Source organism: Spirillospora sp. NPDC048911 (assembly GCF_043198015.1).
Classification (GTDB): Bacteria; Actinomycetota; Actinomycetes; order Streptosporangiales; family Streptosporangiaceae; genus Spirillospora.
The window spans coordinates 701,977-714,429 of the sequence record NZ_JBICUD010000001.1 but is presented as its reverse complement, the minus strand read 5'-3'; the positions used below and the strand labels follow the sequence as shown (position 1 = coordinate 714,429).

The window sequence follows — 12,453 nt, the reverse complement described above, 5'->3', positions numbered from 1 at the left end:
GGTAGACCTTGCGTATGGCACGAGTTCCACCCATCGTTCACGCCCAGCTCATCCAGGGCGTCGCTTACCTGCTGGAATGGCAGCGGCTCCCCGTGACGGAGGGGCGAGGCTGGGGTGCCAGGATCGCGTGGCTGGAGCAGACGGACGACGGCGCGTGGTTCGTGAAGGGCGGCATCGTCCCGGACAAGACCGTGCGGCCGATCGAGGGCCAGGACTACAGCCGGGTACCGCGGGATCCTCGGCCCAGTGACCCGTCGGATCCGCGTGATCCGAAGAGCAGGAAGCGCGGGCGCGACCGGACGTACATGACCGAGCTTGCCCAGGCCCAAGATCCCGACGGCAACTGGGACGAATGGATGCGCCGAGCGGAGGGTCCCTTCTGAGGATTCCGAGTGGTCGCTCGACGTTATATGCCTATCCAGCTATATTGCTGTTATGGCATCAACGTTCGAGGTGCTGGCCGAGCCGCGCCGCCGGGAGATCCTTGATCTGCTGCGCGACGGCGAGAGGCTGGTCGGTGATCTGGTGGAACGGCTCGCGCTCGCGCAGCCGACCGTCTCCAAACATCTGAAGGTGCTGCGCGGCGCCGGCCTCGTGGAGGTCCGGCAGGACGCGCAGCGGCGCTGGTACCGGCTCCGCCCGGAGCCGCTGGCCGAGATCGACGAATGGCTCGCACCGTACCGGCGCATGTGGACGCACAGTCTCGACGCCCTCGAACGCCACCTGGACGCCATGCCGGACGACATCGAGGACACGACATGACCAAGGAAGCGACCCTCCAGACGATCAACGGCGAACCCACGCTGCGCTTCGAGCGGCGGCTCAAGCATCCGCCCGAGAAGGTGTGGCGGGCGGTGAGCGATCCGGCGGAGATGGCCGCCTGGTTCCCCGCCAAGGTCGAGGCCGAGCTGCGCCCCGGCGCGCCGATGCGGTTCACGTTCCCGGAGGAGGCGGTCGTGGACGGGACGTGGGACGGCGAGGTGCTCGAGGTCGATCCGCCGAGGGTGTTCATGTTCCGATGGAACGCGGACGTCCTGCGGTTCGAGCTCCTCCCGGACGGCGACGGGTGCCTGCTGGTGTTCACGCAGACCATCGGGGGCGGCATCGTCGGGAAGCTCGGGGCCGGTCGTACCGCCGCCGGCTGGGACACCTGCCTGGACGAGCTGGCGGGACGGCTCGACGGCCGGACCGTGACGCCTCGTTCCGACTTGGTCACCCCGATGGCGCACTACATCGAGGCGTTCGGCCTCGGCGACGGCACCGTCCGGCACCTGGACGCGGGCTACGAGCTTCACTTCGCCCGTGACCTCGTCTGGAAGCCGGTCGACGACGTCTGGCGGCTGCTCGTGGAGGACGCGACGCCGAACGTGGGGGACGAACCGCCCAGGCGCGCGGCCAACGGGCACGTACCGGCCGGCCGGATCACCCGGGTCGAGGCGCCGCACGTCCTGGAGTACGAGGCGACGCCGGAGGGCTCCGTGCGATGGGAGATCATCTCCGATCCGAACCTCGGAGTGCGGGTGGAGCTGACCCACGTCACGGCTGAGCTGCGGCCCGATGCGCTCGCCACATGGCACCTGCACCTGGAGCTGTTCTTCGCCGCCACCCAGGGCGAGACGGATCTCTGCTGGTCAGAGGAGCGATTCGGACAACTGACCGAGCGCTATGCGGCGCGCCTCGCCTAGAGAACACCGCCCTGACGCGGCCCGCATGGCCTAGAGCCACGGCTCTTGCGCGGCGCGCCTGGCCTGGGGCGACCGCTCTCGCATGGTGAGGTCGTCCATGCGAACATATGTTCGTGTCTGATGAGGCGGCGGCGATCCTGCACGCTGACCTGGACGCGTTCTATGCGTCGGTCGAGCAACGTGACGACCCTCGGCTGCGGGCCAGGCCCGTGATCGTGGGCGGCGGCGTGGTGCTCGCGGCCAGCTACGAAGCCAAGGCGTACGGCGTCCGCACGGCGATGAGCGGCGGGCAGGCGCGGCGCCTGTGCCCCCAGGCGGCCGTCGTTCCGCCGCGGATGTCGGTGTACGCGGACGCCAGCAAGGCCGTCTTCGCGGTCTTCAGGCACACGACCCCGATGGTCGAAGGCCTCTCGATCGACGAGGCGTTCCTCGACGTGAGCGGCCTGCGGAAGATCTCCGGCAGGCCTGTGGACATCGCCGTGCGCCTGCGCCGGGAGATCCTCGAAGAGGTCGGGCTGCCGATCACGGTCGGGGTCGCACGGACCAAGTTCCTCGCCAAGGTGGCCAGCGGCGTCGCCAAGCCGGACGGGCTCCTGCTGGTACCGCCGGACGGCGAGCTGGACTTCCTGCATCCGCTGCCGGTCGGGAGGCTGTGGGGCGTCGGCCCGGTCACCGCCGAAAAGCTCAAGGAACGCGGCATCACGACCGTCGGCGAGGTGGCCCGGCTGCCCGAGAACGTGCTCGTCTCGATGCTCGGCGGGGCGTCCGGCCGGCATCTGCACGCCCTCGCGCACAACCGCGACCCGCGTCCGGTGCGAACGGGCGTCCGGCGGCGCTCGATGGGCGCGCAGCGGGCGCTCGGACGGCGTCGGCGGTCGCCGGAGGAGTTGGACGCCTTCATGGTCGGACTGATCGACCGTCTCGGCCGGAGACTGCGCGCCGCCGACCGGGTCTGCCGCACCGTCACGCTGCGGCTGCGGTTCGACGACTTCACGCGGGTGACCCGTTCTCACACGTTGCCCCAGGCGACCGCCGAGACCGAGGCCATCCTCGGTGCCGCCCGCGACCTGCTGTCCGCTGCCTTGCCGATGATCGAGGCGCAGGGGATCACGCTGATCGGCTTCACCCTCGGCAACCTGCACGACGACAGCGCCGTTCAGCTCGCCCTCCCCTTCGATCGCGCCACCGGCCCCGCCCTCGACACCGCGGTGGACGACGTCCGCGACCGCTTCGGCTCCTCCGCGATCACCCGAGGCGTCCTCCTGGGCCGCGACCCGGGCATCTCCGTCCCCCTACTCCCCGACTAACCACCCTCATTTTCAACACGCGCTAGAGCTCCACGCCTGCGCCGGATTTCGCGCCCCGGCCACACGCCGTCTTTGATCTGTGGAAGATGGGCCTTGGGGAAGACGCTGGGGATCGGCCGTGCGCGTCGCGCCATTGTCGCCGGTAAGGGCCTGTGGGGTTGGTTGTCCACAGGCTGTGGATGGCACGGGCGCTTGGGGGTTGGTGCCCAGGGATGACCTAGGGACAGCCCCACCTGAAGATGGGGGTCCTCCCGGATGTGTGAGGAGCCCGTTCACGATGAAGTTTCAGGTATGCAGCTCATCACGCCTTCCGCCCGCATCGCACGGATTTCCGTCGGCGCTCTCGCCGGTGCGGCACTGATCGTCGGCATTGTCCACAACTCCCCCGCGTTCTCAGCGGGGGCCGCGGTGCTCAGTTCCGGGAGGGCGGTTCCGCCTCCGCCTGGAACGCCTTGGGTGGGTGCTTGGGGGACGTCCGTTCAACGTCCTGTCGCCGGAAACGAGGACAGTGGCGCCAACTGGTCCCAGCAGGGTTTCGCCGACCAGTCCGTACGTCAGGTCGTACGGGTCACCACTGGCGGCACTTCCGTTCGTATTCGCCTGTCCAACGTGTACGGGAGCAAGCCGCTGCGTGTCACTGGCGCGACCATTGGACGTTCTGCGGGAGGTGCGTTGGTGTGGCCGGAGACGTCGAAGAAGCTCACATTCGGACGTTCGGCGTCTGCGGTCGTGCCGACAGGGCAGGAGTCCGTCAGTGACGCCGTGCCGCTGACCACCTCGCCTCTCGAACGGCTGACGGTGACGTTGCGGTTCGCGGAGTCGACCGGCCCTGCGACGTTCCACCGGTTCGCGTTGGACAAGACCTACCGGGCCAAGGGGGACCGGCTCTCGGACGTCGGCGCCGACGCGTTCACCGAGTCGACCAACGCCTGGTACTTCCTAAGCGGTGTCGAGGTGGCGGGAGGTGGACGGCCCGGCCGGAACACCGTGGTGACGCTCGGGGATTCGCTCGTCGACGGCGTCGGCGCCACTCCGGGTGCGGACTCGCGATTCCCCGACCACCTCGCCGAACGCCTCGCCGCCGCGCGCCGTCCGTTCGGTGTGGTCAACGCGGGCATCGGCTCCAACAAGCTGCTGAACGACTCGGCGTGCGGCGGAGACAAGGCGCTGTCGAGATTCCAGCGCGACGTGCTCAGCAGGCCCGGTGTGCGGTCGGTGATCGTCCACCTCGGCGCGAACGACCTCGGCGCGCCCCAGGTCGACGATCCCTGCGTCCACCCGAACCCGAAGGTGACGGCGAAGCAGCTCATCGACGGGCATCGGGCACTGATCAGGGCCGCGCACGCGCAGGGTGTGAAGGCCATCGGCGCGACCATCCTGCCGATGAAGGGCGCGCTCTTCCCGATCTGGAACGAAGAGGCCGAGGGCATTCGGCAGGCGGTCAACACCTGGATCCGGAACAGCGGCGAGTACGACGGCGTCGTGGACGTCGCCAAGGTGATGAGCGACCCGTCCGACCCGCTCAAGCCGCGGCCGGGGTACGTCTTCATGGACGGCCTGCACTCGAATGACGCGGGCAACCACGCCATCGCCGCGGCCATCGATCTCGAGGACCTGTAGCCCGCCGGTCCGCGGAAGCACGGACACTGCTAACAAAGCCGTTGCCGCACCGTTGTGCGCCGATCACTTGCCGGATGAGATGGGCATGTCAGGATCAACCGGTCGTCGCCGGTGAGGAGAAGCGCATGAAGCCCGTCCGTGCTCGTACCACCTCGGCCGCTGCCGGCCTCGCCCTCGCGGCGACCGTCGCGGGACTGAGCGCCGTCACGGCGCCTGGCGCGGCTGCCTCAGCGGCAGGAGCGGCATCCTCCGCGTCGGCGCCTGGCAGGCACGCTTCGGCGGTGGCCGCGAACGCGGCCTGGGTCAGCGTGGCCGGCGTGGGCGCGGCGAAGAACGTGCGGTTCGCCACGTTCAACGCCTCGCTCAACCGCAACGCCGAGGGCGCGCTGGTCGCAGACCTGTCGACGCCGGCGAACGCGCAGGCACGGACGATCGCCGAGATCATCCAGCGGACGCGGCCGGACGTCATCCTCATCAACGAGTTCGACTTCGATGCGCGCGGCCAGGCCGCGCGGCTGTTCCAGGACAACTACCTGTCCGTCGGCCAGAACGGCGCCGCGCCGATCAGCTACCGGCACCGTTTCGTGGCGCCGAGCAACACCGGCATCCCGTCGGGATTCGATCTCAACAACGACGGCAAGGTGGTGACCGAGCCCGGCGCGGCCGGCTACGGAGACGACTCGTACGGCTTCGGTGTCTTCCCGGGCCAGTACGGGCTGGCGGTGTACTCGCGCTACCCGATCGACGAGCGGCGGATCCGCACGTTCCAGAAGTTCAAGTGGAAGGACATGCCGGGCGCCCTGCTGCCGGACGACCCGAGCACGCCCGCGCCCGCCGACTGGTACTCGCCCGCCGAGCAGAAAGTCGTCCGGCTCTCGTCCAAGAGCCACTGGGACCTTCCGATCCGCGTCGGCCGCCGCACCGTGCACTTCCTCGTCTCCCACCCGACGCCGCCCACCTTCGACGGGCCCGAGGACCGCAACGGCCGCCGCAACCACGACGAGATCCGGCTCTGGGCGGACTACGTGCGCGGGGGCTCCACCGCTCGCTACATCTACGACGACAGGGGCCGGCGCGGCGGGCTGAGCCGGGGCGCCTCGTTCGTGATCGCCGGAGACCAGAACGCCGACCCGCTGGACGGTGACAGCGTCAACGGCGCCATCAACCAGCTCCTCCGCAATCCCCGGGTGAACGCGTCGGTCGTGCCGACCAGCGCCGGCGCGCCCGAAGCCGCCGCGTTGCAGGGCGGTGCCAACACCACGCACCGAGGTAATCCCGCGTACGACACGGCCGACTTCGCCGACAACGCGCCAGGCAACCTGCGTGTGGACTACGTCCTGCCCTCGCGCAGACTGCACCCTGTGCGCGGCGGTGTCTTCTGGCCTGTCGCAGCCGATCCGCTGTCCAGGCTCACGGGCACTTTCCCGTTCCCGAGTTCCGACCACCGCCTGGTGTGGCTGGACCTGCGCCGCTGAGGTCATACGTGGGGACGAGCCGCAGCGCAGTGCGCGCCAGCGGCGAATGTGAGGCTCAGCCCTCCGCGTGACCCTCACGCTCGTCCGCTAGTCAAGTTTGACTAGCGGAAGATCCGCGCGTACGGTCGCGGCATGGGCGAAAAGACCACTCCGATCTTTCCCTGCCGTTCCATCGACGACTGCTGGGCCTTCTACGAGGCGCTCGGCTTCGAGCTGGCGTTCCGGCAGACCCGACCCAATCCGTTCATCGCCGTTCAACGTGGCGGCATTGAGCTGCAGTTCTTCGGGCTGAAGGGGCACGACCCCACTACGGGTCTCTTCATGTGCTACGTCACGACGACCGGCGTCGACGCGCTGTACGAGGCGTTCCGGAGCGGGCTCAAGGCCTCGCTCGGCCGCATCCCCACGCGAGGGCTGCCCAGGATCGGCAGGCTGGGTGAAATGTCGTACGGCGTCCGGCAGTTCCTGGTGACCGATCCGGACGGCAACCAACTGCGCATCGGCCAGCCCACCTCCGAGGACTTCTCGCACCGGCCGGCGCCGAAGGACAAGGTCGGCAAGGCTCTGCATACGGCGCGGCTCTTCGTGAACTCCAAAGAGGACTTCGGCGGCGCGGCGAAGGTTCTCGATCACCTCTTGGCGGCTGACGGTGCGGATCTCACGCTGACGCAGCGGCTTGAGGTCCTGGTGCTTCGGGCCGATGTCGCCCTTCAGCTGGAAGACGAACCACGTGCTCAGGAGCTGGTGGCCGAGGCGGTACGAATCGAGCTCTCCGACGAGGAGCGGGCGGCGGTGTCCGACGAGTTGCACCGGTTGAACGATCTCCAAGGGCTCACCGGATCCGCCTGAGTCGAAGACTAGACAGACAGGTCTGTCTCGTCTTCGGATGTCACTAGACAGATCTGTCTGTCTCCCAAGCTCCGAGGAAACTCCCAAATGAAGATCATCGTCATCGGTGCGACCGGCACGATCGGCTCGGCGGTCGCCGGACTGCTGGAGAAGGAACACGAGGTCGTGCGGGCGTCACGGCGCGGCCCGGTCACCGTGGACCTGGACGACACGGCGTAGACCGGATCATCGCCGAGTCGGGCGTGGCCAAGGCGACCCTGTACGCACACTTCAAGTCCAAGGACGAGCTGGTGCTCGCCTACCTGCGGCAGGCCGACGAGAAGTGGCGCCGCATGCTCCGCGACGCGGCGGCCGCCGCCGGCGACGACCCGCGCGAGCAGCTGATCGCGATGTTCGACGCGATCGCGCCGTCAGGGGACAGCGAGCAGTTCCGCGGCTGCGCGTTCATCAACAGCGCCAGCGAGTCGCTCCCGGGCACCCCGGTGCACCTGGCGACCGTCGCGCACAAGAAGTCCGTGCGGGAATGGGCCACCCAGTTGGCCACCGCCGCCGGAGCCCCGGCCCCGGCACTGCTCGCCCGCCAGCTGACCGTCCTCCTGGACGGCGCCATGTCCGCCGCCTCCCTTGAGCCCGCCCCCGAGGTAGTCTCCGCCGCCAGGCAAGCCGCCCGCACCCTGGTCAAAGCCGCCTGCCCCTAACCCGCCCCGCCCTACACCCCCGCGCCACCTACGCCTCCGCGCCACCTCAGCCCCGTGGCCCCCGCGCGACGACCGAGGTCCCCGCCGCCGACGTGGCCGCGCTCGTCCTCGGTCCCGGCCTGCGCCCCGATCCCGCCACCGGCGACCCGCGGCCCTCGACCCTCACCGTCCTGGCGTTCGACCACCGGCTCCGCCTGATCGCCCGCCTGCCCGCGCGCGGCCTCGCATCGGCCCGGCTGCGGGGTGGCCTTTGCGTCAGCTCTGCTCTGTTTCCGGGATGGGCGGGTGGTCGGAGTGTCGGCTGGTGGCTTGCTGGACGGTATGGGGATGGTGGCGTGCACAGGGGGCGTCCAACCTGGGGACTGGCTGGGGACGGGCGGTGGGTGACGTGACTCATCGTTGTCCCGATGGTGTGGAGGCCGCCCGCCCACAGGTTGTGCATGGGGATGTCGACAGCACGTAAGAAGTGCCTGTTCTTGCTGGTCATCGGCTTATCCCCGGTGGTGGACAACCGTGGGCAACCTGGGGAAGGCCGGGGGACGGGCCGTGGGTAGTCGTCTGGGCCGTCATCCGCAGGCTGTGCAGCTAGGTTTTCCACAGATTGTGGATTGCTGTGGTCGGGGCGTTCGGCCGGGGACGGCACACCCGCGACTTGTGCGCAAAGCCCTGGAGAACCTGGTCTTTTGGGGATTCCCCTGTGGAGGCGGCGCCTTTGGCTCGGCATTCACAGAGGTTCCGGCGTGTGTATTTCCTTACCCTCAGTCTGTGGATAACTTGGCCCCCCGAGACTGCGTGAGGAGAACGGCGGATGATGCGAACGGATTCGGTACGCGTGCCAGACGGAACCTTCGATCTCTCGGTGTGGTTGCCGGAGGCCGGTCACGGGCCCGGCGTGCTGCTGATCCAGGAGATCTACGGGGTCGGCGAGTACATCCGGGACGTGGCCCAGGAGCTCACGCGTCTGGGGTACGTCGTCGCTGCGCCGGACCTCTTCTGGCGATTGCAGCCCAACTGGGAGGCCGCCCACACCGAAGAGGGCACCCAGCAGTCGCTGGAGATGGTCTCCCGCTTCGACTTCGCCCAGGGGATGGACGATCTCTGCGCGGCGTTCGATCACGTCAAGGCGATGCCCGGGATCGAGGGGGCGCCGGGGGTGCTCGGGTTCTGCTTCGGCGGGACGATGGCGTACCTCTTGGCGGGACAGCGTGAGCCTGCCGCCGTGCTCTCCTTCTACGGATCGGGCGTCGCCGACCAACTCGCGGTGCTGGACAGGATCGAGTGCCCGATCCAGTTCCACTTCGGCGGCTCGGACCCGTACATCCCGCGAGAGACGGTCGCGGCTGTGGAGAAGGCAGTGGAAGGCAGGCCGAACGTCGAATTCCACGTCCAGGAAGACGCCGGACACGCGTTCCTCAACCATCGGGCGCCCATGTTCCATGTGCCTGAGCCGGCGCGGCGTGCTTGGGGGCTCGCCGAAGACTTCCTGGCGCGTCACCTGCCGGTCGGGGGCGGTCGCCAGAACTCCTGAGCACTCGCCAGGGAGGCGGAGGCCTTAGCCAGAGGCCGCAGGCGTCCGGCACGGCCTGCGGGTCGTCGCCGGCGGTGAGCGGGATCAGGCTCGCCGACAAGGCCCGCGCGTCCCCGGCGTCGCGCGCGATCAGCGCGACCGCGTGCTTGCGGACGTGCCGGCCGCGATGCCGCAACAGCGGATGGACGCGCCCTGATCCGGCGGTAGGGGGTGCAAGACAGAAGGCCGAGTTGTTGCCGCGCGCTTGCAAGCGGGCGGGCAGCGGCGGTCGTTAGAGATCCTGGGCGTTGGCCCAGGGGGCGCAGGCGTTTGTTCGGGTCGCCTGGGGGTTGAGTCAGAGGTTGTAGGCGATCGGGTGGTGCGGTTCGTACAGGGAGAGTTCGGCGCCGCTGGGTAGCTTGATCGCCGCGATCGTGCCCCAGCCTTGGTCGCTCGGCGGCTTCGTGATCTCGACGCCCTTCGAACGCAGGTCGGCGAGGGTTCCCTCAAGACCGTCGCACATGAGGTAGAGCTCGTGCTGCGGCTCGCCGTCGGTGGGATGCGCGGCGATCTCGGCGGGCGGCAACTTGAAGATCAGCCAGCCGCCGCCCGCGTCCACGCCCGGGAAGCCGAGGACGTCGCGGATGAACGCCCGGTCCGCATCGGCGTCACGGCTGTGGATGATGACGTGCACCCCGTTGATCATGCTGGTGGTTCTACCCCGGCCCTCCGTCCCCGACCCAGACCGATTGTGGCCTGAGGCGGGTCCCGGTCAGCGGGTGGCGGAGGCGACGAAGAGCGGGACGGCCAGGAAGGCACGGTCCGTCGCAGCGCGCTCGCGTTGTTCGGCGAGCCAGGCGTCGGCTTGCGCACGGGTGATGGCGCCCGCTGAGAAGGAGGCTTCGGCGATACCGGTGAGCATGGCCACGGCCGTCGCCCCGTCCGGCATGCCCGTCAGCACCTCGACCTCGACGTTCTCGAAGCCCGCGTCCAGGAGGAGATTCCGGTGACCGCGAGCCGCGCGGGGGTTGCTGACGAGGTCCGCGCGGGCGTGAACGATCGTTCGGGTGAGGTGCGGGTCGTCGGACTCGATGACGAACGTGTCCCAGTCCTGGCCTATCAGGACGATGCGGCCGCCGGGTGCGAGCACTCGCCGTGCCTCGGAGATCGCGCGCGCCTGGTCGTCGAGGTCATGGAAGACCTTCTCGGCTCGATAGCCGTTCGCCTCTCCGTCCCGGAAGGGCAGCTCGTAGGCGGAACCGACGCGGAAGTCGCCGTCCGGGCGGCGATGCCGCGCCACGGCGATCATCTGGTCGCTGAGATCGATGCCGACGGCTCGTGCGCCGCGGTCGGTCAGTTCCGTCACGGCCCGTCCGGCGCCGCAGCCCACGTCCACCACCAGCGCACCGGGTGCCGAGGCGAGGAGGTCGTACGAGCGGGCGCGCAGTTCGGCCGCGCCCGGAATGGCGTCGACGGCGTCGAGCAAGGGGATCAGGGCGTCAATTTCGTCTGTTCTGGACACGCGCGTCATCGTCCGACTTAATGTCGACATGAAGTCAAGCGGTGTCTCGATGAGCATCGGCGAGGTCGCGGCCCATTTCGGGTTGGCGACCCACGTGCTGCGGCACTGGGAGTCGATGGGACTGCTCGCCCCGGCCCGTGTCACGGGGGACCGGCGGCGCTACGGCACCGGCGACCTCTACCGGATCGCGATCATCCTCCGGGCCAAGGACGGGGGTTTCGGGCTGGCGGAGATCCGCGCGATGCTGTCCGCGCCGGGCCGGGCCGAACGCCGCGCCGTCCTGCTCAGCCGGCGCGCCGAACTCGCCCGGCGGATCGCCGAGGCGCAGGCGTCCCTCGAGCTGATCGACTGCGCGCTCGACTGCGAGCAGGAGGACCTCGCGGCGTGTCCCGACTTCCGGGCCGAAATCGCCGCCCGGGCCCGTCTCGCCCTCCCCGTGGACCTCGTCGGCGCCGGCATGCCGCCACGCCCGACCGTCAACGATTCCCAAAATGTGCGCGGCGGGCCCGCCGCGTGAACGAGCGAATATGCGCAGGTGAGAGGGTCGGTAGAGGCGCCTCGGGCGACGAACATCAGTTCGATGTGGTGCTACGCTGGCGGACTCATGGGGCACCTTCTGAACGAGCCTGTACGGGCCGAGCACGACACGGCCGGACGGCTCACCGCGTACGAATGGCGGGGTTCGCGCTACGCGGTGGACGAGGTTCTGAAGACCTACGGATCGTCCCCGGACGGCCGTCTCTACCGCGTCCGGATCACCGGGGCCGAAGGCGTGGCGATCGCGGAGCTCAGCCGTGACGCGGATCGCTGGCGGCTCAGGCACCTCTTCTCCGCCTGACCGGCCTTCCGCTCCGGCCGCTCCGCCAGCTCCGGGCGGCGGCGTCGACGATCGCCGACCGGATCGGGCGGTCTGGACGCGCATCGGCGGGATCCAGGGTGGCGTCCCCCTCGACCTGCTGACCGCGCGCATCGGCAGCCGGCACTACGCGCCGCATGCTCACGAGGAGTATGCGATCGGCGTGACCACGGACGGGCTCGAGGTCATGAGCTACCGAGGTGAACGTCATTACACCGGGCCCGGCATGCTGGTGATGCTGGAACCAGGAGAGGCGCACACGGGCGGTCCGGCGGATGCGTGCGGCTTCTCGTACAGGGTCTTCTATCCGAGTGCGGACCTTCTCTCGGAAAGCGCGCTTCGTGCTCCGCATTTCCCTGAGGCTTTCGTACGGGACGAGAAGCTCGCGCAGGAGCTCTGGCTCACACATCGCATGCTTGCCCGGGGCGACGATTCGCTGGAAGGCGAGACCCGGCTGCTCGAACTGATGCGTGAGCTCGTCCGCAGGCATGGTTCGTCACCTGGGCCAGGACGACTGGCCGCTGAACGAGGCGACACCGCAGCGACCCGGATCGCTTGCACGGTCACGGGGCGTCTCGCAGACGAACTGACGGATCCTCCAACGCTCGCCGACCTCGCCGCCGACCTCGGGCTGTCGCGCTACCAACTGCTGCGTGCGTTCCGTGACGTCCAGGGAATGCCGCCGTACGCCTGGCTCGCGCAGCATCGGGTGGCCAGAGCCCGCGCGCTGCTCGACGCCGGACACCGGCCGGCCGAGGCGGCGACGCTGGTCGGGTTCGCGGACCAGGCTCATTTGACCAGGTGGTTCCGGCGTGTGCTCGGCGTGACGCCCGGCGCGTACCGCAACAGCGTTCAAGACAGCGGGTTCCGGACGCGGCGAAGCTGACCCCGTCGGCGGCTGGGTGCCGTGCGACGCGCAGGTGCGTGTGGAACG

The 12,453-nt window shown here is 69.3% G+C and carries 15 protein-coding genes; 13 read left to right on the top strand and 2 right to left on the bottom strand.

From position 1 onward, the window contains the following. The first annotated feature begins 14 nt into the window (after nt 1-14). The 10 genes from ACGFNU_RS03395 (at nt 15) to ACGFNU_RS03350 (ending at nt 9,162) form a co-directional block, all read left to right on the top strand. A complete protein-coding gene (locus ACGFNU_RS03395; protein ID WP_392589762.1) occupies nt 15-383 on the top strand; it encodes a hypothetical protein in 369 nt (122 codons plus the stop codon). A 52-nt stretch (nt 384-435) separates the two neighbouring features. Continuing rightward, nucleotides 436-762: an ArsR/SmtB family transcription factor gene (locus ACGFNU_RS03390; protein WP_392589760.1), complete on the top strand. Its 327-nt coding sequence runs from the start codon at nt 436-438 to the stop codon at nt 760-762. Continuing rightward, a complete protein-coding gene (locus ACGFNU_RS03385; protein ID WP_392589758.1) occupies nt 759-1,685 on the top strand; it encodes an SRPBCC family protein in 927 nt (308 codons plus the stop codon). Before ACGFNU_RS03390 ends, ACGFNU_RS03385 begins: the two co-directional genes overlap by 4 nt. Nucleotides 1,686-1,798: 113 nt before the next feature. After that, nucleotides 1,799-2,992, top strand: coding sequence for a DNA polymerase IV (gene dinB / locus ACGFNU_RS03380; RefSeq protein ID WP_392589757.1), 1,194 nt, complete (start codon nt 1,799-1,801; stop codon nt 2,990-2,992). 762 nt (nt 2,993-3,754) lie between these two features. Then, a complete protein-coding gene (locus tag ACGFNU_RS03375; protein WP_392589755.1) occupies nt 3,755-4,612 on the top strand; it encodes an SGNH/GDSL hydrolase family protein in 858 nt (285 codons plus the stop codon). A 281-nt stretch (nt 4,613-4,893) separates the two neighbouring features. After that, nucleotides 4,894-6,087 (top strand): endonuclease/exonuclease/phosphatase family protein, encoded by a 1,194-nt coding sequence (locus tag ACGFNU_RS03370; protein ID WP_392589753.1) that lies wholly within the window; start codon nt 4,894-4,896, stop codon nt 6,085-6,087. Between the two features lie 132 nt (nt 6,088-6,219). Next, nucleotides 6,220-6,936: a bleomycin resistance protein gene (locus ACGFNU_RS03365; protein WP_392589751.1), complete on the top strand. Its 717-nt coding sequence runs from the start codon at nt 6,220-6,222 to the stop codon at nt 6,934-6,936. 87 nt (nt 6,937-7,023) lie between these two features. After that, nucleotides 7,024-7,155: a hypothetical protein gene (locus tag ACGFNU_RS03360; protein WP_392589749.1), complete on the top strand. Its 132-nt coding sequence runs from the start codon at nt 7,024-7,026 to the stop codon at nt 7,153-7,155. 23 nt (nt 7,156-7,178) lie between these two features. Continuing rightward, nucleotides 7,179-7,634, top strand: coding sequence for a TetR/AcrR family transcriptional regulator (locus ACGFNU_RS03355; RefSeq protein WP_392589747.1), 456 nt, complete (start codon nt 7,179-7,181; stop codon nt 7,632-7,634). A gap of 832 nt (nt 7,635-8,466) precedes the next feature. After that, entirely contained in the window at nt 8,467-9,162 is a 696-nt protein-coding gene (locus ACGFNU_RS03350) for a dienelactone hydrolase family protein (RefSeq protein ID WP_392589745.1), read from the top strand. A gap of 334 nt (nt 9,163-9,496) precedes the next feature. Here ACGFNU_RS03350 and ACGFNU_RS03345 read toward each other — a convergent pair whose 3' ends face one another. Beyond that, nucleotides 9,497-9,847, bottom strand: a complete 351-nt coding sequence (locus ACGFNU_RS03345) for a VOC family protein (RefSeq protein WP_392589743.1) — start codon at nt 9,845-9,847, stop codon at nt 9,497-9,499. A gap of 66 nt (nt 9,848-9,913) precedes the next feature. Then, a complete protein-coding gene (locus ACGFNU_RS03340) occupies nt 9,914-10,663 on the bottom strand; it encodes a methyltransferase domain-containing protein (protein WP_392589742.1) in 750 nt (249 codons plus the stop codon). A 28-nt stretch (nt 10,664-10,691) separates the two neighbouring features. Between ACGFNU_RS03340 and ACGFNU_RS03335 the strand changes: the two genes are divergently transcribed. The 3 genes from ACGFNU_RS03335 (at nt 10,692) to ACGFNU_RS03325 (ending at nt 12,405) form a co-directional block, all read left to right on the top strand. Continuing rightward, the gene (locus ACGFNU_RS03335) at nt 10,692-11,180 is read left to right on the top strand and encodes a MerR family transcriptional regulator (RefSeq protein WP_392589740.1); all 489 of its coding nucleotides are present in this window, start codon (nt 10,692-10,694) and stop codon (nt 11,178-11,180) included. Nucleotides 11,181-11,267: 87 nt separating this feature from the next. Further along, complete coding sequence (locus tag ACGFNU_RS03330) at nt 11,268-11,501, top strand: hypothetical protein (protein WP_392589739.1); 234 nt, start codon at nt 11,268-11,270, stop codon at nt 11,499-11,501. After that, the gene (locus ACGFNU_RS03325) at nt 11,467-12,405 is read left to right on the top strand and encodes an AraC family transcriptional regulator (protein ID WP_392590985.1); all 939 of its coding nucleotides are present in this window, start codon (nt 11,467-11,469) and stop codon (nt 12,403-12,405) included. The genes ACGFNU_RS03330 and ACGFNU_RS03325 overlap by 35 nt, the downstream gene beginning before the upstream one ends. Nucleotides 12,406-12,453: the final 48 nt, after the last annotated feature.